Origin of the sequence: Sphingopyxis terrae subsp. terrae NBRC 15098, assembly GCF_001610975.1 — a bacterium.
Lineage (GTDB): Bacteria > Pseudomonadota > Alphaproteobacteria > Sphingomonadales > Sphingomonadaceae > Sphingopyxis > Sphingopyxis terrae_A.
The window spans coordinates 131,831-158,826 of record NZ_CP013342.1; the positions used below are offsets into that span (position 1 = coordinate 131,831).

Annotated in this window: 21 protein-coding genes and 2 pseudogenes; 6 read left to right on the forward strand and 17 right to left on the reverse strand. The window is 61.8% G+C overall.

Annotated features, from left to right (window positions below):
- Window positions 1–32: 32 nt before the first annotated feature.
- From AOA14_RS00590 to AOA14_RS00630, 9 genes are read right to left on the reverse strand one after another with little or no spacing between them, the layout of a single operon-like run.
- Window positions 33–1,028 (reverse strand): alpha/beta fold hydrolase, encoded by a 996-nt coding sequence (locus tag AOA14_RS00590; RefSeq protein WP_039575348.1) that lies wholly within the window; start codon window positions 1,026–1,028, stop codon window positions 33–35.
- A complete protein-coding gene (locus AOA14_RS00595; protein WP_054588684.1) occupies window positions 1,028–2,662 on the reverse strand; it encodes a flavin-containing monooxygenase in 1,635 nt (544 codons plus the stop codon). Before AOA14_RS00595 ends, AOA14_RS00590 begins: the two co-directional genes overlap by 1 nt.
- Window positions 2,659–4,272, reverse strand: coding sequence for an acyl-CoA synthetase (locus AOA14_RS00600; RefSeq protein WP_062900413.1), 1,614 nt, complete (start codon window positions 4,270–4,272; stop codon window positions 2,659–2,661). Before AOA14_RS00600 ends, AOA14_RS00595 begins: the two co-directional genes overlap by 4 nt.
- Window positions 4,273–4,330: 58 nt before the next feature.
- On the reverse strand, window positions 4,331–5,422 hold the full coding sequence (locus AOA14_RS00605; protein ID WP_054588686.1) for an acyl-CoA dehydrogenase family protein: 1,092 nt from the start codon (window positions 5,420–5,422) through the stop codon (window positions 4,331–4,333).
- Complete coding sequence (locus tag AOA14_RS00610; protein ID WP_054588687.1) at window positions 5,422–6,642, reverse strand: acyl-CoA dehydrogenase family protein; 1,221 nt, start codon at window positions 6,640–6,642, stop codon at window positions 5,422–5,424. Before AOA14_RS00610 ends, AOA14_RS00605 begins: the two co-directional genes overlap by 1 nt.
- Before the next feature lie 7 nt (window positions 6,643–6,649).
- Window positions 6,650–7,111 carry a Zn-ribbon domain-containing OB-fold protein gene (locus AOA14_RS00615; protein ID WP_054588688.1) on the reverse strand — a complete coding sequence of 154 codons (462 nt, stop codon included), beginning with the start codon at window positions 7,109–7,111 and terminating at the stop codon, window positions 6,650–6,652.
- Window positions 7,108–8,298 carry a thiolase C-terminal domain-containing protein gene (locus tag AOA14_RS00620; RefSeq protein WP_062900414.1) on the reverse strand — a complete coding sequence of 397 codons (1,191 nt, stop codon included), beginning with the start codon at window positions 8,296–8,298 and terminating at the stop codon, window positions 7,108–7,110. Before AOA14_RS00620 ends, AOA14_RS00615 begins: the two co-directional genes overlap by 4 nt.
- Window positions 8,299–8,322: 24 nt before the next feature.
- Window positions 8,323–9,465 carry an NAD(P)H-dependent flavin oxidoreductase gene (locus AOA14_RS00625; protein WP_062900415.1) on the reverse strand — a complete coding sequence of 381 codons (1,143 nt, stop codon included), beginning with the start codon at window positions 9,463–9,465 and terminating at the stop codon, window positions 8,323–8,325.
- 44 nt (window positions 9,466–9,509) lie between these two features.
- Entirely contained in the window at window positions 9,510–10,250 is a 741-nt protein-coding gene (locus tag AOA14_RS00630) for a FadR/GntR family transcriptional regulator (RefSeq protein ID WP_039575369.1), read from the reverse strand.
- A gap of 190 nt (window positions 10,251–10,440) precedes the next feature.
- Here AOA14_RS00630 and AOA14_RS00635 point away from each other — a divergent pair, with 190 nt between their 5' ends.
- Together AOA14_RS00635 and AOA14_RS00640 are read left to right on the forward strand one after the other, a co-directional pair.
- Complete coding sequence (locus AOA14_RS00635; protein WP_039575372.1) at window positions 10,441–11,703, forward strand: cytochrome P450; 1,263 nt, start codon at window positions 10,441–10,443, stop codon at window positions 11,701–11,703.
- Between the two features lie 26 nt (window positions 11,704–11,729).
- Window positions 11,730–12,059, forward strand: a complete 330-nt coding sequence (locus tag AOA14_RS00640; RefSeq protein WP_228383639.1) for a 2Fe-2S iron-sulfur cluster-binding protein — start codon at window positions 11,730–11,732, stop codon at window positions 12,057–12,059.
- A gap of 92 nt (window positions 12,060–12,151) precedes the next feature.
- On the opposite strand, the pseudogene AOA14_RS19015 reads toward AOA14_RS00640, so the two are convergent.
- From AOA14_RS19015 to AOA14_RS00665, 3 genes and pseudogenes are all read right to left on the reverse strand, one after another.
- Window positions 12,152–12,933: pseudogene (locus AOA14_RS19015) on the reverse strand (IS5 family transposase).
- A gap of 174 nt (window positions 12,934–13,107) precedes the next feature.
- Window positions 13,108–14,090, reverse strand: a pseudogene (locus AOA14_RS19020) (helix-turn-helix domain-containing protein); the annotation flags it as partial.
- Window positions 14,091–14,580: 490 nt separating this feature from the next.
- Complete coding sequence (locus AOA14_RS00665) at window positions 14,581–15,081, reverse strand: MarR family winged helix-turn-helix transcriptional regulator (protein ID WP_223181259.1); 501 nt, start codon at window positions 15,079–15,081, stop codon at window positions 14,581–14,583.
- Window positions 15,082–15,149: 68 nt separating this feature from the next.
- Between AOA14_RS00665 and AOA14_RS00670 the strand changes: the two genes are divergently transcribed.
- Window positions 15,150–16,028, forward strand: a complete 879-nt coding sequence (locus tag AOA14_RS00670) for an alpha/beta fold hydrolase (RefSeq protein WP_039575377.1) — start codon at window positions 15,150–15,152, stop codon at window positions 16,026–16,028.
- Window positions 16,025–16,435, forward strand: a complete 411-nt coding sequence (locus tag AOA14_RS00675; RefSeq protein ID WP_054588691.1) for a hotdog fold thioesterase — start codon at window positions 16,025–16,027, stop codon at window positions 16,433–16,435. The genes AOA14_RS00670 and AOA14_RS00675 overlap by 4 nt, the downstream gene beginning before the upstream one ends.
- 285 nt (window positions 16,436–16,720) lie before the next feature.
- Here the strand turns inward: AOA14_RS00675 and AOA14_RS00680 are convergent, their stop codons facing one another.
- From AOA14_RS00680 to AOA14_RS00700, 5 genes are all read right to left on the reverse strand, one after another.
- The gene (locus AOA14_RS00680; protein WP_202988348.1) at window positions 16,721–17,953 is read right to left on the reverse strand and encodes a serine hydrolase domain-containing protein; all 1,233 of its coding nucleotides are present in this window, start codon (window positions 17,951–17,953) and stop codon (window positions 16,721–16,723) included.
- Window positions 17,954–18,014: 61 nt separating this feature from the next.
- Complete coding sequence (locus AOA14_RS00685) at window positions 18,015–19,562, reverse strand: carboxylesterase/lipase family protein (RefSeq protein ID WP_082665267.1); 1,548 nt, start codon at window positions 19,560–19,562, stop codon at window positions 18,015–18,017.
- A 55-nt stretch (window positions 19,563–19,617) separates the two neighbouring features.
- Window positions 19,618–21,855, reverse strand: a complete 2,238-nt coding sequence (locus AOA14_RS00690; RefSeq protein WP_054588694.1) for a TonB-dependent receptor — start codon at window positions 21,853–21,855, stop codon at window positions 19,618–19,620.
- Between the two features lie 106 nt (window positions 21,856–21,961).
- Entirely contained in the window at window positions 21,962–23,266 is a 1,305-nt protein-coding gene (locus tag AOA14_RS00695; RefSeq protein WP_054588695.1) for a hypothetical protein, read from the reverse strand.
- Complete coding sequence (locus tag AOA14_RS00700; protein ID WP_052208263.1) at window positions 23,263–24,003, reverse strand: GntR family transcriptional regulator; 741 nt, start codon at window positions 24,001–24,003, stop codon at window positions 23,263–23,265. Before AOA14_RS00700 ends, AOA14_RS00695 begins: the two co-directional genes overlap by 4 nt.
- Window positions 24,004–24,136: 133 nt before the next feature.
- On the opposite strand from AOA14_RS00700, the gene AOA14_RS00705 reads away from it, so the two are divergent.
- Complete coding sequence (locus AOA14_RS00705; RefSeq protein ID WP_052208266.1) at window positions 24,137–25,150, forward strand: serine hydrolase domain-containing protein; 1,014 nt, start codon at window positions 24,137–24,139, stop codon at window positions 25,148–25,150.
- A 214-nt stretch (window positions 25,151–25,364) separates the two neighbouring features.
- A complete protein-coding gene (locus AOA14_RS00710; RefSeq protein ID WP_137865749.1) occupies window positions 25,365–26,978 on the forward strand; it encodes a long-chain fatty acid--CoA ligase in 1,614 nt (537 codons plus the stop codon).
- The last annotated feature ends 18 nt before the right edge of the window (window positions 26,979–26,996 follow it).

Here is a 26,996-nt window from a genome sequence, read left to right on the forward strand (position 1 = left end):
CTGCGGGAACCCGGGGCGAAGGACAACCAGGATCAGGCTGCAAGTGGCGGTGCAGTGTGCGTATCCCAAAGGGCAAGAATGCTGCGGAGTGCGGTTACAAAGGCCAAAGGCTGATCGAGCATCAGATGGTGACGGGCTTCAGGCACCGCGATGATCGGAATGTCACCTCCACCCAGCTCGCGGACGTATTCGGCCGATTCCGGGGTGAAGAGTTGGCTCATACCGCCGTGCACGATGGCCTTCCGGCCCGGTGCCTGCACCAGACGCTCGCCCATGGTGAGCCATTCGTTGGGCTTGTTGCTCCTCCGAAAGACCTCGGTTGAAAACTTCCACGTCCACTCGTCTCCATCCTGTCGCAGGGAATGATAGGCCATGTAGTCCAGAAGGAATGGCTCGCCGACCGGCTGGGGCGGGGAAAGGATGTACCGCTTACGTGCCGTTTCATAGCAAGGATAACGCTTGCTGGGCTTGTCCGGATCGCCGGAACCAGGGCTTGACCGCCTGAGGTTCCAGTACTCTTCCAGGAGAGCGGGCCGCATGATCATGAGATCGCAAACCACCACTCCGGCAAAGGCCTCGGGCCACTGGGTCACGGCTGTCAGGGCTGCGCCCGACCCGAAGCTGTGCGCGATGATTGTCGGCTTTTGGCCATCCGCAAACATATTCAGCGCCTCGGCAATCTCGCGAAACTCGCCCCCTCTCGCCAAGAGGTCGGCGCGACCACGCATGTCGCTGTCGCCCATGCCGGCCAGATCAAACGCCACCACGTCATAATCTTCTGCCAGAAACGGTGCAATGAAGGCAAAGCAGCGCGCATGTGCCAGAAAGCCATGGGTCATCAATACCTTGGGCTTGCTGGGGTCACCCCAGCGGAAATAGTGCGCCTTGGCCCCATCTATTTCCACATAACCTTCTTCGCGGGGCACCTTGAGCGCCGACACGAACCATTCGGGCAGATGTGAGCCGTCGCCAGCCCAAACAGGATCAATGTCCACTGGAAAGTCACTTATTCTGAACATCTCATTCATCAGGTTGCGCTGTCCTTGTTCGCTGGTGTGCTGGCGGCAAAGCCGCGGTAGGCATCGCGTGCCACATCGCCGCAAATCGCAGCATAGGTCGACACGCTTGGAAAATTGATGAGTTGGCGCTTCTTACCCGGGATGTTTGCGCCCATGTACCAGGAGTCCGCTTCGGGAAAGAGCGTCATAGCGCCAACCTGAGCGACCATTTCGGTCCAGTCCGCCTCTGCTTGCGGATCGGCGTCGAAAAGATCGTAACCGTTGTTTCGCAGCCAGACCATGAAATCGCAGATCCAGTCGCCCTGCATTTCCGCGCTTGTCGGGCCGTTGGAAAAACCCGAGGGGCTCAGGGGTCCGTAAGCGAACAGCATGTTGGGGAAACCCGATACCGCCATTCCCAGATAGGCGCGCAGCCCGTTGTCCCAAGCTTGCGACAGTAACAGGCCGCCCCTGCCGGTGATGTTCATGTCGATCAACCCGCCCCGCCCCGCGTCGAAGCCGGTGGCGAAAACGATGAGATCGCATTCGACCTCGCCGTCTGCGGTTGTGATTGCGTGCGGCCCGACACGGGTGATCGGGTTTGCCTTCAGATCAACCAGCGCAACATTGTCCTGCGCGAAAATCTCGTAATATCCCTGTTCCAGCGAAGGTCGCTTCGTGCCGAACGGATGCGGCGGTTCGGATGGGGCGAGTTTCTCGGCCAGATCGGGATCGGCGATCCGCGCGCGAACCTTGTCGCGCCAGAAATCGTAGGCGTGGCGATTGGCTGCGCGATTGGTAAGCAAGTCGGCGAAGTTGTGGTACCAGAACCTCAATCCGCCTCGCTGCCATAAATCTTCGAAGTGGGCATTGCGCTCAATCTCGTCGACTTCGAGCGCCGAGACTTCAAGTGACTGGCTTTCAAATCCTCCGCTCGTCTGCCTGCGCTGTTCGAAAAGGGCAGGATAGCTGTGCTTTTCGCGTTCCTGATCCTCCCGCGTCAGCCGCTCCTGCCGCATCGGCAGGGCCAGGATCGGGGTTCTTTGGAACAGGATCAGCGCTTCAGCCCGCTTGGCTGCTTCTTGGGCGACCTGCACACCGCTCGCTCCGGTTCCGATCAGGGCAACTTTGCGCCCATCGAGATCAATACCCTCCTGCGACCAGCGCGCCGTGTGGCACCATTCGCCCTCGAAATCCTCAATGCCCGGAATGTCGGGGATATACGGCTTCGACGCAAAACCGAGGGCTGGGAGCAAGAAGCGTGTCGATACGGATTGCCCGCCCTCAAGCTGTAGATTCCATAGTCCCCGCCCTGCATCAAAATCGGCGCTTTCGACCCTCGATCCCATCCGCATCAGCGGCCAAAGGTTCAGCGTATCGCAGACATGGCGGAAATAGGCCCTGAGTTCTTCCCAGCCGGGAAAGCGCTCACTCCAAGTCCATGTCCGCCACACTTCGGGGATCGAGAATTCATAGAGCGGAATCTGCGAATCCACGCGTGCGCCGGGATAGCAATTCCAGTGCCAGATGCCGCCCGGATCGGTCGCAGCATCGACCAGCAGCACGTTGAACCCGGCGTCCCGCAACTTGTGGAGCAAGTAGATCCCGCTGAAGCCAGCACCGATGATCACAGCGTCATAATCGGGCGAAGTCTGATTCGTCATGAAGCGGCAGTCAGGCTCTCGGCAATTGCCTTCGCCGTTGCATAGTCGGCCTTGCCGTTCGATGCGCGCAGGGGGATCTTCGTTGGATATATGGCCTTCGGTGTTTTGTAGCCTGCCAACTGCCCCCGCACATGATCCTTGACGGCTTGCTCGTCGAACGCAACGTCGCCGCTGAGGTGGACGACGGCGGTGACGGCCTGACCCCATTTTTCGTTTGGCACGTCCACGACCAGCGCGTCACCAATCGCGGGATGGGTCTTGAGAATCTCCTCGACTTCCTCGGGGTAAACTTTCTCGCCAGCAGTGTTGATGCAAACGCTGCCACGGCCCAGCAAGGTCAGGCTGCCATCGGCCTCGACCGTGCACCAGTCGCCCGGAATCGAATAGCGGACCCCATCGATTGTGCGGAAGGTCTTGGCGGATTTCTCGGGATCCTTGTAATAACCCGCTGGGATCGCACCCATGAGGGCGATAAATCCCGGTACGCCGCTTCCCGGCGTCACTTTCTGGTCGTTTTCATCAAAGACATGACAGAATTCGCCAATCGCAAATTTCGCGGTGTTGGTGCCCCCTTGCGCGGTTGTGATGGAGCGGCCGAAGCCGAGCCCTTCGGAAGCGCCGAAGCTGTCCATCAGCACCACCTGGGGGATATGCTTGCACAGCCCAGCCTTGACTTCCTTGCTCCACATCACGCCGGATGAAACGATGGTGACGAGGCTGCTGGTATCCCAGCGGCCGGGATTCCGGTCCAGCGCCTGCAGCATTGGCTTGGCAAAGGCATCGCCCACAATTGCGATGCTTTGCACCTTATGCTTATCAACTGTTTCCCACAACTCCGTCGCATCGAAGGACGAGTCTGCGAGTGTAACGATGGCGCCGCCCGACATAAGTGTGCCGATCGCGGTGATGAAGCCGGTCCCGTGCATCATCGGGCAGGATGGCAGGGTGCGGTTGCCGGGCCCTTGACTTGTGATCAACGCGACGTGTTCTTCGAGTGTCTGAGGAACGGGGGCGAGCAGCTTCTGGGCCTCGAGCTGTGCTTTGCGCATTTGGTCGTGATGCCACATCACGCCCTTGGGCATGCCCGTCGTGCCGCCGGTATAGATGAAGAGCTGATCTTCGGGAGAGCGCACTATGCCGAGCGCCGATCCGTCGCCTTCTTGCGCGAGTGTTTCGTAAGGGATCGCAAAAGGCGCGATTTGCGAAGCCTCGCCAATTTCCACAAAGGTGTGAACCTTCTCGAGCCGATCCTTGAGCTCGACGATACAGTCGCGGAATTCCGAGCTGTAGACGATCACTTCGCGATCGGAATCGTCGAAGATATAGAAGACCTCCTCGGCGACATAGCGGTAATTGATGTTCACATGGATCAGGCGCCCCTTGAAGCAGGCTGCCATCAACTCGCCATATTCGGGTCGGTTGCGCATATAAAAGGCAACCTTGGCCCCATTGCCGGCTCCGCGCTGCCGGAGCGCGCGGGCAACATTGTTCGAACGTCCCGACATTTCGGGCCAGGTGATGATCCGGTCGCCGTGTATCAGGGCCGGCGCATCCTTTGGCATGACGGGCTCGATAGCGTCGAGAATGTCGCCGAGATTCCAGTCGATCACATTAGTTCCCCTCTCCGAACGGGGTGGCGGCTTTGGCGCACTTCCCTTGGAAGAAACATCACGCAGCTTTGGTCCAGCCCTGAAGTGCCGCAGCCTCCGCCCGGACCGCTTCTGGCCCACCCAGAACCTGCCGGTCGAATCCGATCCGTTTGAACCAGTAATGCAGGCCAAGCAGGTCGGTGAATCCCATTCCGCCGTGCACTTCGGTGGAAGTGCGTGCGACAAATCGATAGACCTCGGCCGTGTGCGATTTGGCATGGCAGGCAAGCAGTGATGCCTCATTCGGCACCGCGTCGAAGGCGTGGGCGGCGTACCAGACGAGCGAACGGCACGGTTCATGCCGCGCGGCCATCTCGGCGCACATATGCTTTACGGCCTGGAAACTACCGATCAGGCGGCCGAACTGTTCGCGCTGACCAGCATAATCGACAGCCCTTTCGATCATGGCCTGACCTGCGCCAAGGCTGTCTGCGGCGAGGATCACGCGGCCCGCATCGCGCAGCCGGGCCACTGTAGCTCCGCCATCGTCAGCCAGTGGTTCCGCTTCGTCCCCGTCAAACCGCAATTCCCCGACGCTACGGGTGCGATCGATGGTCGTCAACGCGATAGCTTCCAGCCCGGACGCCTTGGCACCGACAAGGTGCAGCCTGCCACCGGAATCGGCGACGACGTAGGCATCAGCTCCTTCGAAATCGAGCGCGAACAGGGCGGTGCCGTTGAGCTTCCCGCCGGCAGAGGAAACTCCCGCGCCGTCGCGCACCTCGATCGTCTCGGAAATCGCGACACCGACACGCGCCTCGCCGCTCGCTATCTTTGGCAGCCAGTGGGCCTTTTGCTCCTCGTTGCCAGCTTCGCGCAAGGCGATCGGTGCGAGAACCTGACTGGCGAGAAACGGCACCGGTGCGACCGCATAGCCAAGCTGTTCCGCCACCACCGCCGCGTCGAGCAAGGTCATGCCGAGCCCGCCATGCTCTTCGGGGACGAGCATTCCGGCAACGCCCAGATCGTGGAGGGCGCGCAACACCTGGTCGCTCAACGGATTGTCCCGCTCCGCACATTCGCGGACGTGACTGAGCGGGCTGGTATCGGCGAGGCACCGCGAAACGGCGTCGCGCAACATCTGCTGGTCCTGCGAAAGTCCAAAGTCCATCAGTCTGCTCCCTGCTTCTGTCGCGCCATGTCCGCGGGGTTCGGCTCACGTGGCATTTCAAGGCCGCGTTCGGCGATGATGTTCTTCTGGATCTGAGCGGTCCCGCCGCCGATGATGAGACCGAGTTGGAACATATAGTTCCATTGCCACGCCCCGCCGTCCCGCTCACGCGGGCTGTGGTGATAGAGTATGCCCAGTTCGCCCATGGCGTCGATTGCCAGCGCGGATATCTGGTGAGCGAGTTCACAGCTTTGCAACTTGACGATCAGCTTCGCCATGCCGCCCGGCTCTCCCCTAAGGCTGTTCGAAAGGATGCGCATCCCATTGTATTTCATCGCCGCTACTTCGGCCTGAAGTGCCACTAGCCGGTCGCGCAGTACCGGATTGTCGATCGCGCGACCCTGGCCCAAACGCTCTTCCTGCATCAGTGCGATCAGCGCCTGCAGCCGGTTTTCGAGCGCGTCGGGATCGCCCAGCATTCCGCGCTCATGGCCTAGGGTTGCGTTCGCGACGAACCAGCCCTGGCCCCGCTGGCCGACGATCTGGTGCATGGGGACGCGCACATCGGTGAAGAACGTCTCGTTGAACTCGGCGTGACCGGTCATCGTCTTCAAGGGGCGAACCTCGATGCCCTGCGTGTCCATCGAAAAGATCAGGTAGGAAATGCCGCCATGTTTGGGTGCGTCAGGTTCGGTCCTGACCAGGCAAAAGATCATGTCGGCCTGCTTGGCGGTGCTGGTCCAGATCTTCTGGCCATTGATAACAAATTCGCCGTTTTCGATGTGCGCGCTGGTCTTGAGGTTGGCTAGGTCCGACCCGGCACCGGGTTCGGAATAGCCCTGGCACCATACGATATCGCCTTTCAACGTGGGTTCGATCCAGCGCCGTTTCTGTTCCTCGGTGCCGAGTTCAAGCAGGGTCGGCACGAACATCGAGATTCCCTGATTAGAAAGCCCGCCCGGCACCCTGGCCCGCGCAAATTCCTCTGCGATGATGCGCGATTGGAGAATGTCCGGCTCCGCTCCATAGCCTCCATACTCCTGCGGGATCGTTCGCGCGGTATACCCATGCTCGATCAACAGCTTCTGCCATTCGACTGCCTTGGACGAAGGTCGGGCCGCCCGGTCAGCAGAAGGCGGCGCGAGATGGCGGTGCGCTTCGATGAAAGCCCGCACTTGCTTGCGGAAGACATCGTATTCGGGCCCGTAATCAAGATCCATGACGCTTCTAACTTTCACGCAGGCGGAAAACAGGAAGGCGGAAGTCCTCACCGATCAATTCGAATTCCACTTCCACCGGAAGGTCGAGCGCTAGGCGCTCGTGATCGCAACCAATCAGGCGCGTGGCCATGCGTACGCCCTCTTCCAATTCCACCACCGCCGCCACGAAGGGAATTTCGTCGGCAAAAGCCGGGTGGAGGGCCTGGTGGGTAACGGTCCAGGAAAACAGCGTGCCCTTGCCACTGCTGCGTTCCCAGGAGAATTCCGGCGAGCCGCACTTTGCGCACATATAGCGCGGTAGGTGGCGGAAGCAGCCGCAGCCGCCGCAGCGCTGGAAATAGAGATTGCCGTCTTGGCACCGCTTCCAGAATTCCTGCTCAACCGGGTCTTGCGGGCGAGGTCGCGGTTTGGGCGGCGCAACCTGCGCGGAGGGCCGCATTTTGGGAGGCAGATCGCTCTCGCTGCTCATGCAAACCTCCTGAGAATGGCAATGCTTCCATCGCCAAGGTCACCCCAGCCGGTCACAAGACCAGTTTGGGCTCCCAGCACCTGGCGCTCGCCGCAGTCGTGACGAAGCTGGCGCACTGCCTCGACCACGTGGTTGAGTCCCCAGACATGCGCCTCACTGAGCAAGCCGCCATGGGTGTTGATCGGATAGCGGCCACCCAGCTCAATCTGGCCATTGGCGACGAATTCGAACTGTGCACCCGGTTCGCAATAGCCCATCGCTTCCAGTTGCAGCAGAACGACATAGGTAAAGCAGTCGTAAATCTGCAGGAAATCCATGTCCTCGCGCTTGACGCCCGCCATGTCGAAAGCGCGCGGGGCAGCATAGCTGAGGCCAATCTTGAAGGGATCGGGCCGCGAGGGGATGTCGTCGGCGGGATAGGGGTGGTCTTCCGCGGCACCGGCGATGCTGACGGGCACATGCGGCATATCCCTGGCCCGATCCATTCGCGATATGACTACCGCGCAGGCGCCATCGGTTTCAAGGCAGCAATCGTAAAGGCGGAAGGGCTCGGATATCCAGCGCGCCGAATGATAGGTTTCCGCGTCGAGTTCGCGCCCATAGGTAAAGGCGCGCGGATTCAACTGCGCGTGACGCCGGCAGGCTAGCGCTACCGCTGCCATCGCATCCGCGCCCACGCCGTAAAGCTTCGAGTGACGGGTCGCCAGCCAAGCATACATCTGCACCGGCAGGAACACACCATAGGGGATGTAATAGCCCTGGATGGTATTGGTCAGCGTGTTCATGTTCATCGCCCGAGTGGGCGGGGCACCCGGCTTGGGCCTGAGGGCGGAATAGCCGTTCCAACCGAGCGTCACCAGCACGTGATCGCAAAGCCCGCTGGCGATCGCCATTGCCGCGTTCTGCAGCGCCGTCGTCGGGCTGGCGCCGCCCATGTGAACGGTGGCCGCATAGCGCAGCACATCAATGCCGAGATTGGCGGCCATTTCCTCCGAGGTCGTATAGATCGGCGGCGGCACCATGCCGTCGATGTCGCAAGGTTTCAGCCCGGCATCTGAGATTGCGCGGCGCGAGGCTTCCAGCATCATGTCCACCGCGGTCCGTTCGGTGCCCTTGACGAATGCGGTTTCGCCCACACCGGTTATGGCGGCCTTGTCGGCAAAGGATAAGGTCTGCGAAGCGTTCATACAGCGTACCCGTCTTGCCGCAATTCAGGAATAGAATCTGGCATCGGCCAGCGCCCTTTCGGCCCCTTCGACAAGATCGCGCATGACCTCTGCCGCTGGACGGATCGAATGGATCAATCCAATTCCCTGCCCCGCGAAGCCGGGCATGATATCCTTGCGCTGAGCCTTTATGCCCGAAGCCATGACCGGCCCTGAAATCATCGACTGGTAAGGCATCGGAAGCGGCTCCTTGCCCGCCGCAACCCAAGCATCGGCCCATTTGTTGCGGATCATGCGCGCAGGCTTGCCGGTCAACGAACGGCTAACGACGGTATCTGCATCGCCGCCGTCGGTTATTGCTTCCTTTTGGAACCGTTCAATCCCTGCCTCTTCGGTTGCCAGGAACGCCGTTCCGACCCACGCGCCCAGAGCGCCCAGCATCATCGCTGCGGCGACTCCGCGGCCATCGGAGATTCCACCTGCTCCGATCACGGGAACCCGATCGCCCACCGCGTCGACTACCTGCGGAATCAGCGAGAAGGTTCCGATCGGGGAGTTGTGCCCGCCGCCATCGTGGCCCTGCGCCACAATCATGTCGATGCCGGAATCGACCACCTGCTGGGCGTGCTTGACCTTGCCGATCACCGCCATGACCCTGGTGCCATTGGAATGAAGGCGGTCCATCCACGGTCCGGGATTGCCGAGGCCGGCGGCATAGACTGGCACCTTTTCCTCGATTACCACTTCCATCTGCGCCTCGAAAAACTCCCGCGTGAACAGCTGCGGACCGCCCTTGCCCATTTCCGGCGCGCCAGCCGCGCGCATGGCCATTGCGGCATCCACTTCGGGCAGATCCTCGCGTTCCATGAAATCGCGGGTGAACTGCTGATATTCGCCAAGCAGTGCCATCGGGTTTTCGAGCGAGGCGCCGCCCTGCGGTGCCGAACCGCGCCTGACGGAGGCAGGCAGAAGGGTGTCGACCCCAAATGGCTTATCGGTCAGTTCGCGGGTCTGGCGGATCCAGCTGCGCAACTGGTCTGGCGAGCAGGCCGCAGCGCCAAGAACGCCAAGTCCCCCGGCATTCGATACTGCGGCCGCGAGCGCGGGGACACTCGCCCCGCCCATTCCTGCCAGAAGGATCGGGTATTCGATCCCGAGAATTTCGCATATGCGGCTCTTGAGTGCCATCGTAATACCCTCTCCATCCAGCGCCACCCACCGGCGCCCGTTTTTTACGTCTGTCCCCACCTGACCTTCTGGGACACAAGCTCAGGGCTTCTCTGTGCGAGATAGGAGGCGGAGCCCGCCACGAGACGCGCCATAGCCTGCCGCGCTCCTTCGGCATCGCCCTTGCGCACAGCTTCAAGGACGCGGCGCAAGAAACGCAACTGGACCGCACGCTCTTGCGCCGAATACCCCAGCGAGAGCGAGAATTCGCGGGTAAGCATATGCAACGCGGAAGTCAGAAGGCCGAAAAGCGGATTGCCGCTGGCCCAGCCGAGCATATCGTGAAAACGGCGATTCAGTTCCTCGAACTGGCTGCTCGCTTCGTTTCGCTCCAGCTCTTTGAGGCAATCGGCAAGTGCGCTCAGATCACCCGTGGTCGCGCGCTGGGCGGCATAGGCTGCAACATCCGCCGCAATCGCTTCGCGCAATTCGAGCAAGCCCCTCAAGTCCGCCTCCATGAAATGCAGGATCAGCGAGAGGCTGTTTGCGAAATCGCCAGTCTGCGGGCGAGCGACCACCGGCCCGCCACCGCGACCTAGTTGAAGATGGATAACGCCTTGGAGTTCAAGGAAGCGAAGCGCTTCGCGCAAGGTCGCTCGGGCGACATCGTATCGCGCAAGCATTTCGTCCTCGCGCGCCAACCTGTCGCCCGCAACATGCGCCCCGGCTTCGATATCGCGTACGATGTCCTGCGCAAGCGTGAGCGCACGCTTGGCCTTCCTCGAATCATCGACCTTCGGTTGCATCACTGGGAATCGCTCCTCTGATAAAACCTTATAAGAGTTTATCGGATGGCATGTCCAGCATCAGTCTATGAAGTTTGCAGTGCGGTCAAATGTCGCAACAATCCTTATAAGCTTTATTGACCACACCCTGCGAAACATCTACCTGTTTGATAGCAAGGTGAGTCTGCTTGCCTGGGATGGAGGACGAGACATGAGCATCGACACGATGGAGCTGGATACTGCCGGAAAAGTTGCAGCCATTCCGATCGACGAAATTGATGTCGCACGGCCGAGTCTTTTTCAGCAGGACACGATCGGCCTGTATTTCGACCGGCTGCGCAAAGAGGAGCCGGTCCACTATTGCCGCGAAAGCTATGTTGGGCCTTACTGGTCGATCACCAAGTTCGACGATATCATGGCTGTCGACACCAACCACAAAGTCTTTTCGTCGGAGGCAAAGCTCGGCGGTATCGCCATTCAGGACATGCATTCGGTGGAAGGCGCGCTCGAACTTGAAATGTTCATCGCTATGGATCCTCCAAAGCACGACCAGCAACGCAAGGCCGTCACCCCCGCTGTAGCGCCGTCCAACTTGCTGTTGCTCGAACCGACAATCCGCGAACGAGCGTGTCAGATTCTCGATGATCTGCCGATAGGCGAGGAATTTGATTGGGTTGACAAGGTCTCAGTTGAATTGACCACGATGACCCTTGCTACCCTATTCGATTTCCCGTGGGAGGAACGCCGCAAGCTCACGCGCTGGTCCGACGTCACAACGGCCGCCCCTGAAACCGGCATCGTCGAATCGTACGAAGCGAGGCGTGAAGAACTCATCGAGTGCGCGATGTATTTCAAAGGACTGTGGGAGCAGCGCATCAACGAAGAACCGAAGAACGATCTGATTTCCATAATGGCGCATTCCCCGGCGACACGGGATATGCCCTTCCTCGAATTTCTGGGTAACCTGCTGCTGCTGATCGTGGGCGGCAACGACACCACGCGCAATTCGATAAGCGGCGGTGTGCTGGCGCTCAATCAGAACCCCGATGAATATCGCAAACTGAATGACGACCCTTCGTTGATCGCCAGCATGGTGCCGGAAATCATCCGCTGGCAGACGCCGCTGACTCACATGCGCCGCACTGCGCTGCAGGACTGGGAGATTGGCGGCAAGCAGATCAAGAAGGGCGACAAGGTCGTGATGTGGTACCTGTCGGGCAACCGCGACGAAACGGTCATCGACCGGGCTGACCGGTTCATCATCGACCGCAAGAATCCGCGCCATCACCTGTCATTCGGTTATGGCATCCATCGATGCATGGGTAACAGGCTGGCAGAACTGCAGTTGCGGATCATCTGGGAAGAAATTCACAAGCGGTTCGCCAAGGTCGAAGTGACCGGCGAGCCCGAGCGCCTTTTCTCAAACCTTGTGCGCGGGATCACCAATCTGCCGGTGCGGCTGCACGCGCGCTGATTTGCTGAAGCAGAAATACGGAGTGTATGATGGTCAAAGTGACGTTCGTATCCAGCGATGGAACGCGGCGGGAAGTCGAAATTGCCGAGGGCGAAACCGCACGCGAGGCGGCGCTCTTCAATGATGTACCGGGCATCGACGGCGATTGCGGCGGTGTCTGCGCCTGTGCGACCTGCCATGTCCATGTCGATCCGGCCTGGATCGACAGGGTTGGTCGCCTGGTCGAAGGGGCAGCGGAGGCAGAGCTTCTGCAATTTGCCGAAGGTGCCAACGAATACAGTCGCCTCGCCTGCCAGATACCCATGGTGGAAGGAGTGGAAGGTTTGATTTTGCACGTTCCCGAGCAGCAATACTGACCAGACAGAGCGCAGCCCTGTCGTGCGCGTGCGGCGTCGCAAATTCAGTTTTGAACGGAGGTTTCAGTGCCAACTCAGCTAGAACCTGATGTCTAGGCCGCGTTGACAAAAGACTTCAGCCATAGCCGCGTGGCGGCGAGGTTTAGGAAGCTCTCGAACGAGAGAAGGGTTTTGTCATATCGAGTGGCGATGCGTCGTTGCTGTTTGAGCTTTCCGAACATGCGCTCGACGCGGTTGCGGTCCTTGTAACGGCGATAGTCGGGATGCTCTGGCACCTTGCGGTTCGAGCGGGGCGGGATGATCGGCAGGATGCCCCGGGTCAGCAGGCTTTCCCGGAAGCGATCACCATCATAGCCCTTGTCCGCGAGCAGCGCCTTGGGTGTGGCGACGGGGATCGCCATCAGCGGTTCGGCAGCGGTGTAATCAGAAGCCTCGCCGCCGGTCAGGATGAAGCCGACAGGCAGTCCTTGATTGTCGCAGCGGGCGTGGATTTTGCTCGTAAAGCCGCCGCGTGATCGACCAAGAGCGTTCGCACAAGCCCCCCTTTTCCGCCCGCTGCCGAAACATGGCCGCGAACGCTGGTGCTGTCGATCATATGTTGCCAGTCGTCGGTCAGACCCAGATCGACCAGCGTTTGCAGCAGGGCATCCCAGACACCCTGTTCGGCCCAGCGCCGGAAGCGGACATAGACCGAGTTCCACTTGCCGTAGCGCTCGTGCATGTCGCGCCAAGGGCAGCCGACCCGCAGCACGTGAAGCATGCCGTTGAGAAAGCGACGATTATCGCCCGACGGCCGCGCCCAGCGACCACGTTCAGGCGGCAGCAGCGGCCCAATCAGGTCCCACTCCGCATCCGACAAATCCCCGCGACCCATGACTGATCCTCAAAAAGCAGTCTTGAATCAGAAGGAGGAGGATTTGGGAATCCCTTTTGTCAACACGGCCTAGACGAGCGAAGACGCATTTCGCACCGAAATGCGGCAATTCCTCGCCGCCCATTTCCCTGACGAATTAAGGGGCGCGGGCAATATGCTGGCCGGGCCCATTGGCAGCTTCGGCTTGTGGATCATCCTGGCCGACGCGCATCCGGAAGCTTCGAGGGACAGCTCCAGCGTGTCGGTGACATCCCCGGCCCGCATGGTGGTACACAGCTTCCAAAGGATGACATAACGGGAGAAGTCGTCGAGCACGGTCGACAGGTACACCAAGCCCCAGCCGATGATCTTGAAGTAGGTGAAGTCGGTCTGCCACATCTCGTTCGACCGCGTCGTCTTGGTGTGGAACCCGTCGGCGGCCTTGATCACGATGAAGGCCGGACTGGCGATCAGGTCATGGGCTTTCAACATACGGTAAACCGTGGCTTCCGACACGAAGTAGCGCTTCTCGTCGGTGAAGCGCACCGCGAGCTCGCGGGGTGACAGGTCGGTTGTATCCAACGCCATGTCGATGATCTGCTGCTGGATATCATCGCAGATGCGGTTCCACACCCGCCTCGGGGCCGATGGCCGATCCTCCAGCGCCTCCGGCCCGCGCTCGAGGTAGCGGTCGTACCAGCGTTAGAAGGTCCGGCGCGGGATGCCCAACTGCTCCAGCGTGCGCTTGGCCGGCAGGTGCGACTGCTCGACGATCCGAATGATCTCCAGCTTCTCGGATGCGGGTTACCTCATTCGTCGTCGGCCCTATCCGCGATCATGCTTTTTTTGAGCAACCGGTTTTCCAGCGTCAGATTGGCCACGCATTCCTTAAGGGCACGGGCTTCGCGGCGCAGGTCGTGCACCTCGCCGGTGGTCGCGGCACGGGCGGTGTCGCCCGCCAAGCGCCGCTTGCCCGCCTCCATGAACTCCTTCGACCACGTGTAATACAAGCTCTGGGCGATGACATCCTTGCAGCACAGCTCGGCGATGCTGTCCTCGCCGCGCAGGCCTTCCAGCACGATCCTGATTTTGTCCTCTGCAGAGAAGTGCCGGCGCGTCGCACGCCGTATGTCCTTCACCAGCCGCTCAGCAGGGGCCTTCGGCGCCGATTTTTTCAAGGAGGATTGGGCTTCATCCTCGTTCCTTAGTCACTACGACGAAGCCCAAATCCTCCTTAAATCACAACCTCAAATCTGTGCCATTGGTGCTGACGGCGGACAGCACCGGCAATCCGCCCTCACATGAAGCGCTCGGGTTGAGCCATGTCGGTCTCCACGCAGAGGTTCGTTTCTTGGTAGACAACTCGTTGCACGAAATAGCTCGTCGGTCAATTGGCGCTGGCACGCGAAGCCAAGAGCGGCCCGCCTCGCGGGAGGGCGCTCACCGCCGAACGATTGCCGGCTCGATCGGACTATTCTGCAACACGGCGGGAGGCAGGTAGGGCTCCGTGCCGCGATATTCGCAATTAGTTAGCCGTCAGTGCTGGCAACCTGATGCAGCGGGGGCAGAACGGCCGCGGCGCGCCGCCTCAGACGCGAGCGGTGCCAGTTGGGGATATCGGCTTGCTGACGATGAATGGCGTCGGCCATTTCAAATCTTCCACGGCTCCTATCGAGGAGGCATGTCTTCCGATCCGCTTTCGAGATTGCCGGACATTTTCGTCAGCAATGAGCGCATCGCGCGTATCTCAGTTGGGGAAATCATATGGAGCAGTCGCGCGTAGATCATGTCGGCTTCGGCGCGCAGCTGAGGCAGGATTTCGATCGCTCGGGGCAAAAGATGAAGTTCCCAGACGCGCCGGTCGCCCTTGGCAGCGCGCCGTTCCGCGAGCACCATTCTTTCCAGCTGGTCGACAACATGGCCAACGCTGGCACGCTCCAGTTCGAGGCATTTGGAGAGGTCGGTTTGGGTCATGCCCGGGGTCCGATAGATATAGACGAGCGCGCGCCACTGGGTTCGCGTCAATCCGAAGCGCGCCGTTGAGGCATCAAACTTCCGACGCAGTTTGCGGGGCACTTCCTCGATGAGAAAGACAAACTCGTCTGAGGCCGTCAGAAGACTTTTCGCGGGAGAGATGCCGCTTGTATTGCGAGGTTCAACCATCGTCATGGACTGTAGAGCCAACATCATATTCTGAAAACCCTTTACTGTAAGATATGATATAGTATGATCGTGGAATGATTGATCAGTCGATCACGCTTGCCGGGAAAGCGGGCCATGAAATCGCAGCGTCGGTTGATGGCCCGGAACTCGGATTACCGGTAATCCTCGCGCACGGCGGCGGACAGACCCGAAGGGCATGGAGGGCGGTAGCCCACCGGCTCGCGAGCCATGGTTTCCGGACCATCGCAGTCGATATGCGCGGGCACGGCGAGAGTGCATGGGCCAGCGACGGAGCCTATGATATCTCCGATTTTGCGGCCGATCTCGTCGAGATCGCTGCGGCGACGGCGAGCAAACCGGCGCTGATTGGCGCGTCTCTTGGTGGCCTGGCCGGGATCATCGCCGAGGGAAAATGCGCACCGGGAAGTTTCGGATCGCTGACGCTGGTCGACGTCACACCTCAGATGGAACCGAGCGGCGTCGCCCGCGTGGTCGGTTTCATGGCGGCGCATGCGCGCGATGGTTTTGCGTCGGTGGAAGAGGCCGCACAGGTCATTGCCGACTATCTGCCCCATCGCCCCAGCCGGAAGGCTTCGGCCGGGCTAGCACACTATCTGCGCCGCAAGGACGATGAACGCTTCTATTGGCACTGGGACCCCGCCTTCATCGAAAGAGTGACGCAGCAGGGCGGCGGCGTTTCCAGCGACCATGGCCGCACCGAGCTCAGCGCGGCCGCTGCCTGCTTGACCTTGCCGGTGCATCTGATCCGCGGCGGGTCAAGCGATCTCGTCTCGCTGGAAGCCGTCAAGCATTTCCAGGGCCTTGTCCCTCATATGGCGTATAGCGACATTGCGAATGCGACTCATATGGTGGTGGGGGACGAGAACGACGCTTTCGGGCAATCGATCCTAGAGTTTTTGCTCGGCATCCATGAAGCGGAAATGAAATCATGAATGCCCCCGCCGTCCCGGGGCTTGAGGAATTACGTGACCTATTGGCGCTGGCCCCTTTTCACCGCTGGCTCGGGCTCAGCATCGCTGAGGTCGGCGCCAACGAGTTGGTGATCTCCATGCCTTGGCGAGACGAAATCATCTCAAATCCGACGGTCGGCGCGGCGCATGGTGGCATCGTATCGGCTTTGATCGATCTGACCGGCCTCTATACGATCATCGCGATGGGGGGTGCTGCGCGGGCGACGGCGGACCTCCATGTGGATTTTCACCGACCGGCCAAGCTGGGGCCGCTTCGCGCGATCGGCAGCCCGGTGAAATTAGGGCGGCAGATAAGCGTCGCGGCTACCCGGATCCTAGCCGCAGACGGAACCTTGGTGGCGAGTGGTAGAGGGGCCTACGTCGCCTGATAACCGCCCGAGGCGAGCCAATCTGCGCGGCCAGATGCATGCCCAGCAGCTTTCGGAGCCGAGGCAGTGGCGGCAGCGACACGCTTTTTGGCGACGTGTCCCTAGGCCGAACCCACGACCGGACGGCCGCGCATCGGCCATTCAGTCAAATCGGCTCCCTGCCGGTCACACGCGGGTTTGGCCGCTCGCCTTTGAGCCGTCGACTTTGCCTAGTCCGACAGGCCAGCCACGCAGCGCATGGAGATCAAGTTCTCCTGTGCTGCGTGACTAGACTGCTGGGTCAGGTCAGGGCGCCGGGGTGCGATTCGCGATCGCATCCTCGATCAGATCCTGCATGACCTGTTCGAGCTCGACGCCTTTCCGGTCGCCTCCGCTCGATATTTCGGTGGCGATCAAAGCGTAATAGCCGGTCTCGCGATCGATCCAGCCGGTCCAACCATAGGCACCCGGTGAGGAATTGATCTTGGACGTCGCGCAGGCCGAAGGCGTGTCGCATTCGACAAAGGAGCCGAGCGCATATTCCCAATTGCCCGCGCTCGCCGGCACGAAAACGCGCGGCAAGCCTGCGGTACGTTGCTGGGTGAAGCTTGTCATATCGGTAATAAAGCTGCCGCCAAGGAAGGCACGCAGAAGTTTCGCATAGTCGCGCGGCGTCGAATAGGCGCCGCCCGCGACCCACGGGTTGGTGGGAGCGCTTCCCGCAGGGTCATACCAGGTCGTGCTCGTCATCCCGAGCGGGGTCGTCACATGCTGCGCGAACAGTTCGTGAAAATTGCGCTGGCGTGCCGGTGACGTGCCGGGCGCAATGCTTATATCCTTTGCCTCCAGATAGGCAGCGGCGACCTGAAGGCCGTGCGGTCCATAGCTATATTGCGCGCCGGGCGCGTTGCCCGGGCGCAAAATATCATAGCGCAAATCGTGGATGCTCTTCGCGCAATTGTAGAGCGTCATGGCCGGAAGCAGCTGACAGCCGCCAACGAGCGGGCTCGCATTGAAGCCCGACGTCATCGACAGCGCATGCTTGAGTTGGACATCCTTCTTCGTTCCGATCGTGGTCCAGAAGGCAAGCGGCGGCCGCATCGGATCGTCGAGCGTCGCGATGCCAGCCTGCACCATGCGCATCCCCAGCGCGCCGGCGAACCATTTGGAGGCCGACGCAAGCGGGGTCACCCGATCGATACCAAAGCTGCCCTTCTCGTAAGCGAAGAGATAGTCGGGATCCGAAGCATTCCCGACGATGAAATAGCCGTTATCGACCTCGGTATCAGCGTCGATTGCCGACTGTAACGCGGTCCAGTCATAGGTATAACCGCCGACGGTGGCCGAAAGGCTGGCGGCCGCGGGCGCCGATGCCGCCGACGTCGACGCTTTAGCAGCGGGCGCCGCAGGCGGAAGCTGCACCATGGGACGCGCCTCGCCGCCGCCGTTGCCCCCGAACCCGCCCTGCGCCGCAAAGGCCGCAGCCCCAGCCATCGCCGCACCAGCGGCAAGCCACGTCCATTTCGTTCTTCCAGCCATTTTCTCTCTCCCAGCTTCGTTGCACATCGTCGAAACGGAGGGCCTAGCGCGGCCGGACGGGCTAGGGCCTGGGCTGGCCGTTCCCGAAGTGAACATTGAGCAGATGGTCGAGCTGCGCCTTGCGAAAGCCGGCGACGACGCCAGACTCGGGCGCAAATTTTGCGAGACGGTCGCTTGCCGCATCGTAACGCGGCCAGTCGCGAACGAGTGCGCAGCCAGGAACGCCCGTCTTGGCGAAGCCAACCCAGCAGGCGGCGATGCCTTCGCCGAAGCGGCGATCCTCGTCACCGACGGCGCCGGCGACCGACGCGAAATAGTCGAGCGTCCCGAACAGATAGGGGATTTCAGACCCGTGCGCGGCGCCCTTGGCGCGGTCGCGCCGCGCCGCTGCGACATAGTCGAAATGATAGAGATACGAAGGCGCCCCTCCCGCCGTCCGGGCCGCGAGCCAGCGCGCCGGGGCGACGAACCAGGCGTCGCCCAACACCTGGCGCGCCAGTTCATCATCGGCCAGCCCCATGCCATAGGCGGCCCGGCCCGCCGCCTGGTCGCGCCCTAGATAGGCGAGCGCGGCGGATGGCGGCACGCCCATGGCAAGGATGACGCTCGCCTCGTTGCTGTTCGCGCCGACGAGGAGCGGAACGTCGATCGGCTCGCTACGCGCAAAGACGCGCCAAGGCGCTTCGCGTACCAGGTCGCCGTCGAGGATGGGGCCGGTCATCGCGCCCGGCGTCCGGACCTCGCCAGCGGCAACGAGCGCGGCGGCGGGCAGCGCGCGAAGCGCGTCGAGCGATGCTGAAGGCGGCGCACCTGCGCGCGCTGCCAACGCCGCGCCTAGCGCTTCTTGCTCGCCAAGCGGGCGCGGATCGAGGAGACCAACGCCCGACTGAACGATCGCCTTGGCGAACAGGCCTTTGGCTTCGGGCTGGGCAAGGATCGTCGTCACTCCGATCGCCCCGGCGGATTCGCCGAACAAGGTGATCTGGCGCGGATCGCCACCAAATGCGGCGATATTTTTCTTCACCCACCGCAGGGCGGCCAATTGGTCCATCAGGCCGTAATTGGCGAGCGCCTCGCCGCGCGGCTTGGCCGCGCTGAGCGCGGGATGGGCGAAATAACCGAGCGCGCCCAACCGATAGTTGATCGTCACCAAAACCACACCTTGCCGCGCGAAGGCGGTGCCGTCGAAAACCGGGAAGGTGCCCGAACCGACCACATGGGCGCCGCCATGGATCCAGACCATCACTGGCAGCTTTCGCGCCCCCGCCGGGCGCCAGATGTTCAGCTGGAGGCAATCCTCAGACTGATGCTCGGCTACCCCGCCCGCGACAAGTGCGGGGCGCACCGTCTGCGGACAAGCCGGGCCGAGTTTTGCGGCATCGCGGACGCCCCGCCAGCGCGGCGGTGCCTGCGGCGCCCGCCAGCGAAGAGCGCCGACCGGTGCGGCGGCGAAAGGAATATCAAGGAAGCGCTCGACGTCCCCCGTGCGCGCGCCCGCAAGGCGCCCCTGCGCGATTGTCGCCGCGGGGGCCGTCTCCGCCGCCGCGACAGACACCGATCCGGTCAGCATCGCGGCACCGAACAGTGCTGCCATCACCAAATGCCGCATTGCGCCCTCCTACCCTTCCCGACCAGCGGCTGGAGGCCGCGGACGGGAGCGCGACCTAGAAAGAAATGCGTCCTTCGACGCCGACGACGCGAGGCTGGCTGTACCGGTTGATCGTCGGCGCCTGCGCGACGAAATAAACCTTGTCGAAGACGTTGTTCGCGAACGCGCTGACGCTGATCTTGCCGAAGTCGACGCCGACCCGAAGATTGACGAGGACATAATCATCGAGGTCGACCGAGGTCGCTGTCAGCTCCTGTTTGCCGCCCCATTGACCACTGATCAGGACATTGCTGGTCAGCGCGACATCCTTGGTGACCGGGTAGCGCAGATTGAGGTTGGCCGAGGCGAGCCAGTCGGGAACCTGCGCAAGGTCCAGCCCGTCATAGCGGCCGCTCTTGACCTTGCCCTCTTGCCGCGAGCCACTCAAGGCGAGGCGGCCATTGCCTTCGCCGAGATCGAAGCCCTGGCTATATTCGGCCTCGATACCCCAGCTTTTCGCATCGCCTGCGTTGGTTAGATAGGCGACCGCGGCGATCGGGCACGCCGGATTGGTGAGCGCGCAGCCATCGTCGACCTGCGCGATCAGGTCTTCAAGCTCGGTGTAATAGCCCGCGATTGCGAAATAGCCGCGGCGGATCGGACTGCCCTTGATGCCGACTTCGTAAGACGTGCTGTTTTCGTTGCCGAACAGCACCTGCACAGGACTCGGCGCGCGCGGATCGGAGAGGCGCGTGTTGAACCCGCCGGCCCGATAGCTGCTGCCGACCTTGCCATAGGCGAGGATGTTCGACGTGAGCTTGTACGAGAGGGTCGCATTGTAGGAGAGATTGTCGGCGTTGATGCTGTCGTCGATGATCCGCGATGGCCCGCCGGTGGGCAGGCCAGTCCCCAAATCGTAAAGCCGCGCCGAGATGCTCCGGCTGTCGCGGGTATAGCGCAGTTCGCCGGTCAGGTTGAGGCTGTCGGTGATGTCGAAACCGAGCGAGCCATAGGCCGCATAGCTTTCGAAATGCAGCCGCGCGGGCGCGATATTGCCCGGCGACGGATTGGCGAGCGTCGGCGTGCGCGTCGTCGCCACCGAGAAATCGCTGTCGAGCAACAGCATTTCGGCGCCGACCAGCCATGTGAAGCGATCGCTCGCCCCGCTGACATGAATATCCTGCGAAAAATTGTCGGTCGTGTCGACGACGTAGGACGCGGTGCTGGCATCGAGCGGCGTGAGAGCGCCGATCTGCCCCGCGGCGCGCGCACGCGCCAGCTCGGCGGGGCTGATCGCGTCATTGTCGAGATCATATTCGGACGTGCGCTTGCGAAAGGAGGTTGTCGACGTCAGGTCGGCACCGCCCAGATCCACGCGGACGAGCGCCTGAAGGCCGTCCACGTCCTGGCTGGCGCGCGGCGCGGTGTTCCAGGGGTAGCGAAAGCGATCCTGCGTATAACCGCCGGGAAAGCCTGGCGTGCCCGCGGGAATGGATATCTGGTAATGGATCGTCGGCGTGGTCAGCCGCTGGGTCTCGGCCGTGATGATCGCGTCGACCGGCCCGCGCTTCAGCCGGATCTGGCCGCGCAGTCCGTGGCCCTTCTGCTGGTCGAAATAGACGTCGTTGTCGGGATTGTAGAAGAAGCCCTTGTCCTGCTCGACGAGATCGCCGCTGATGCGGATCGCCAGGCCATCGGCGAGCGGGACATTGATCGCGCCCTGCGTCTGGAAGCTGTTGTTCTCGAAGCCATAGCGCGCGCTCGCCCAGCCCGAGAGATCGAATTCGGGCTCGGCCGAGATGATATTGATCGCGCCGCCGACCGCGTTGCGGCCGTACAGCGCGCCCTGCGTCCCGCGCAGAACCTCGACGCGGCCGATGTCGAGCAGGTCGAGCCGCGTGAAGTTGCGACCGCCCACCGGACCGCCGGCGATATAGGCACCGTTGCGATAGAGCCCGACGCTCGGGTCGCCATTGGTGGCACGCGCGGTCGACGAAGCGCGGATCGAGATCTCCGACGTGACGGACGAGTTCAGATTGTTGAAGCGAACGCTTGGCTGATCGGCGAGGAGTTCGCCGCTGCCCGTGGCGCCGCCGCGATCGGTGAGCGACGTGATATCGATGACCGACGCCGCGGTCGGCACATCGGCCAGCCGCTCTTCGCGGCGGCGCGCCGTTACGACTATGGCGCCGTCATCATCCGCTTCAGCCGCGTCCGGAAGAGCTTCGGACGGTGCGTCTTGAGCGAAAGCAGGCGGAGCGACGGCTACCCAAATCGCGGCCGTGCAGAAAAGAAGGTTCGCTCTGCGTCCCATGGTCACTCTCCCCATCTTGTTATCGCAATTATTATCGATAATTTTGTGCAAAACCGTCGGCAAGTCAAGCCGGAAAGCGCAATGTCTTTGCAGGTGGTTCGCTGGTCTAAGAGACGACGGCGCTCAGCAGGTCGCGGACGCCCCGCGCCGTAGCGGCAAGGGGGTCAGGTGTGACCGTCGATAAATCGTCGGTCACAGCGTGGTGATGACGGTGTGCGCCAAAGATGCCGGCATGACGCACGTAGCCGGCCTTTATCACTTCCGAGAGTTCGCCCGCTGTGCCTTCCGCCGAAGGATAGGCCATTTCCAACCCCGGCTGGCCTTTGAATATCTCGCGCGCACACGTCACGAATTCGGGCGATGTCATGAGAAAACGATAGGGATCGGCGCTTGGCAGCGGCAGCAAGCGCCCCGGCATTTCCTGATAGTCACGTGCTGCCGCATTGGCGCCGAGATGAAACCAGAAAGCGGTCTCGCCGGGGGCTGGACCCACCTTGTCGGCGATATGGCTCGCACCGAGATTCTCATATTCATGCCCGCTGTTGCACAGGAAGAGCAGGCTGTGTTGCGGAAACGCTCGGGGCATCCAGTCGGCAAGCGCGAGCCACATCGCGATACCCGGCCCCCGCTCGCCGGCGCAATCGGTCCAGCCTGAACGCGGCGTAGAGACGACGAGCCAAGGGCGACCGGAGCGAACGCGTCGCCCGATTATATTCTGCGCTGCCCGAATCCCACCGCGCCCGCGAAGCGCTAATTTCGCCGCGGCACCGTGGCGCGCGGCTTCAATCACCGGGGCGGCGAGTCGCGGCGCGAGCAAGGCAAGTGGCTTGTCCGATACAGGATGACCGGCCGGGACATTGAGGAGCAAGGCCTCGCCCGTCGGCCCAGTCGTAATGAGAATGACCCCGTTCGCACCGCGCGCAAGCGCATCGGCGAGCGGCTCGCGCACTGCACGATCTACGAGGCTCGACCAGCGGCGGAAAGGCAGGCGCACGACGGCGATCGCGCCGTCGAGGCGTTCAGGGATTTCTGCGAGGCGCAGCGGCGCAGCGAGACCGGCCTCGCCGGTTTCGACGGCGAGCGGCTGTGCGACGAGCGGTATCGTGTGGTCGCCGAGCGTAAGTTCGCAATGCGACGCCTCGAACCAAGGCACGTCAAACGTCTGGCGATCCACTTCGAATCCGGCACTGAACAGCCGCTTCGCTGTCCAGTCGGCGGTCCAGCGATCGCCCGCGCCGCCCGACTGCTTGTTGCCGGCCTCGGCATAGCTTTGGACGTCGGCGAAGAGGCGTCCGGGGCCGAACATGGTCAAATCCAGGGATACAGCGGCAGCGGAGTCAACCTGCAATGCGATCGGCGCCGCGAGGCCCGCCTTAAGCAAGGTGCGGCGGTCGGTCGGGAGACGGCTCATGTCACTTTTGCGCGGCGGCGGCTGGGCTTAGGCTTTGCGTGGCGGGCCTTATATTCCTCGAGTGCGCGCCCAAAACTATTCTGAGTAACCCCGATCAGATCGCGCGCCACCGCATCGGCGGCATCGCCATCGCGCGCGACGATATGGCGGCAAAGCGCGTCGTAGAGGATGGCCGATCGCTTCGCCGCCTCGTTGCCATGCGTCTCGATATAGCTGTCAGTATAGACATTGTGCTGCCAGCGCGCGAGCAGCGCGACCCGATCGAGGAGCTCGAGCGCGAGCGGCGCATTGCTGCGTTTGGCGATAAAGCGACCGATGCGGTTCGAGACCTTGATATGCTCGAACGTATTGTCGGTGCGCTGGGTGACATCCTTATATTCGACAAGCCGGTGCATCAGTTCGCGCCCGTCGCGGTCGGTCATTTCGGCGGCCGCAAGGCGACAAACGACGCCGAACAGCGATTTCCACAGTTCATAGACCTCGTTCGCAGCATGCTCGTCGATATCGATCACATAGGTGCCGCGCCACGGCACGACCTTGACAAGCCCGATCCGCGCGAGATGCCGGAACGCCTCGCGCACCGGCGCATGGCTCACTCCGAAGCGCGCGGCGATTTCGCGCTCGCGCAGCCACGATCCGGGCGGAATCCGCCATTCGACGATGTCGTCGGTCAAAAGGCGCGCGATCACGCGGTCCTGCGTCGGCGCGCTGTCGTCGTCGGTCTTCGTCGCGGCCATGTCTCTCCGTTCGGCTTTCCCTGCTCGCGGCGCCATCCTAATCGGGCAGCGCACACGAGCAATCGATGATTGCGAATGAATTTATTATCGATAATATGGAGAATGACAAGCATCGGAAAATCGGAGTCGGATCTTGAAGCGCACCATCCTCTTTTTCGCAGCCGCGGTTGCGGCACAGCCAGCCGCGGCAGGCGAACCCGCCCCTCTTCCCGGCTGTGCCGAAGCGATCGCCTATTCTGAGGCTAATTCCGGCGTTGCGCTGCTGATACTTGAAGATGGCAAAGTGCGCTGCCGATCGGCAGACATCGCGACGCCGCAGGAACTCTGGTCGGGCACCAAGAGCCTTGTCGGGCTGATGGCGGCGGCGGGCGCACAGGATGGACTTCTAACCCTCGACGAGCGGGCATCGGAGACACTCGCTGAATGGAGGGGCGACCCCAAAAAGGAACAGATCACGCTTCGGCAATTGCTGTCGATGACGGGCGGCCAGGCATCGACCGTCGGCAGGGCCCAAGGGTATCTGGACTCGGTGAAGGCACCGCTCACGGCGGCGCCGGGCAGCAAATTCCAATATGGTCCCGCCCCGATGCAAATCTTTGGAGAGATCATGCGGCGCAAGCTCGTTGCCAAGGGCCAAGACGGCAACGCTCGCCATTATGTGGAGCGGCGCATTCTCACTCCGCTTGGGGTTACCATAGGCAGTTGGCGCAGCGGCCCCGATGGCGCACCGCTCATGCCGCAGGGCCTCGTGCTGGCAGCGTCCGAGTGGGCGAAGATCGGCGAGTTCGTCCGCGGCGGTGGGAAGCTCGACGGCAAGCCGCTTGTCGATGAACTGGCGTTCGCCGAGCTGTTCAAGGGTAGCCAGGCCAATCCGGCCTACGGTCTCACCTGGTGGTTGCCCCGTAGCACGCCGGCTGTCGATATTGTTACCCGGTCCACCGATATCACCAGTCATGCCAACGAACTCCCGGCGGATATGGTCGTCGCCGCCGGCGCGGGCGATCAACGCCTCTATATCATTCCGTCGCTTCGGCTTACAATCGTTAGGCAGGCGAAACTCGATCTGGCGGCTTTGGCGGCGGGGGAAAAAGGCGATTGGTCCGATTGGCGGTTCCTGTCACTGTTGCTGAAAGCGGCGAGTGACTAATTTGAAACGCGGCCGAAAACATGTCGGGGCCGATCGAACCTAGGCCGTGCCGCTGCAATATGATCATTGAGAATTGCTGGCCGAATGGAAACGCGGCACGTGGAGTTTGCCGCTGGACCAAAATGATGACGGTTATTGACAGCCCGCGCGGCAATCATACCCGAGGGGCGGAACCTTGCACGCGACGCCGCAGTGGGGCGAAGAAGGATGCAGCATGTTACGGGGATTGATGCAGGACGCGCCGCTGCTGATCAGCGGAATATTGGAATATGCCGCGCGCGCGCACGGCGAGAGGGAGATCGTCTCGAAGGCTGTCGATGAGCCGGTTTGGCGGTATGACTGGCACCGCTGCGATCAGCGTGCGCGTCAGGCTGCGCAGGCCCTTGGTGTCCTCGGGATTGCAACGGGCGACCGCGTCTCGTCGCTCGCCTGGAACACGCACCGCCACCTCGAACTCTTCTATGCGGCGCCGGGCATGGGCGCTGTATTGCACACTGCCAACCCGCGTCTCAGCGACGAGCAAATCGCCTTTACTATCGCTCATGCAGGCAGCCGCATTCTCTTCTTCGAGCCCAATCTAGCCGAGCTCGTCGCACGGCTGCGCCCTCTCCTTCCAGGTATCGAGCGTTATGTCCTTCTCGCGGATCGCGGAGCGACCGCGCCAGATGTTGCTGACGCGTTGAACTATGAAGCGTTGCTGGCACGCCAGGACGGGGCCCTCACCTGGCCGAGCTTCGATGAAAAGGCAGCCGCATTTCTTTGCTACACTTCGGGGACGACGGGCGACCCCAAGGGCGTCCTATACAGCCACCGATCAATCGTTCTCCACGGGATGGCGGCCGGTCTGAGCAGTGCCTTCGGGTTCAGCGCTTTTGATGTCATCATGCCCTGCTCGTCCATGTATCATGCGACGGCATGGGGACTTCCGTTCACGGCAGCGATTAACGGCTGCAAGCTAGTGCTTCCTTGCGACAGGATGGACGGTGCCAGTCTCGCCGATCTGATCAACGAAGAGGGCGTCACCTTTTCGGGCGGTGTGCCCACGATCTGGACCATGTACCTCGCTCATCTCGACACCACGGGGACGGGGGTCGGCAATCTCAAGCGCCTCGTGATTGGCGGCTCGGCCGTCCCGCGGGCGATGGCCGAGACATTCCGCGCCAAATATGGTGTCACTGTGCTCCAGCTCTGGGGCATGACCGAAACCAATCCTCTCGGCGTGATTTCGACGCCCTCCCCGCTCCTGATGGCCGAAGGCGAGGATTTCGCGAACGATCTCCTGCTGACGAAGCAGGGTCGCATGCAATTTGGCATCGAACTGCGCATTATCGACGGCGATGGCACGCCGCTCCCCTGGGACGGTGAGCAGGCGGGTGCGCTCCAGGTCCGCGGACCGTGGGTCGTCGATCGCTATTTCCCCGATTTTGAGGGCGCCGGGAGCGATGGCTGGTTCGACACCGGGGACATAGGTACGATCGATCGCTTCGGCTTTCTCCGGCTGACCGACCGCGCGAAAGACGTGATCAAGTCCGGGGGCGAATGGATCAGCTCGATTGATATCGAGAATGCGGCGGTTGGGTACCCCGGCGTCCGGGTCGCCGCGGTCGTTGGCGTATATCATCCAAAATGGGAAGAGCGACCCCTTCTCGTGATTGAAACGCATGAAGGTCAAGCCGTCACAGCCGACGCAATTCGCGCGCATCTGGAGACGAAGGTTGTTCGTTGGTGGCTGCCGGACGACATCCTGTTCGCGACAGTACCGCTCACTGCAACGGGAAAGATCGACAAAAAGGCCTTACGCGAAGCGTATCGTAACCAACTCGCCTAGATGAGATCACACTGCGTC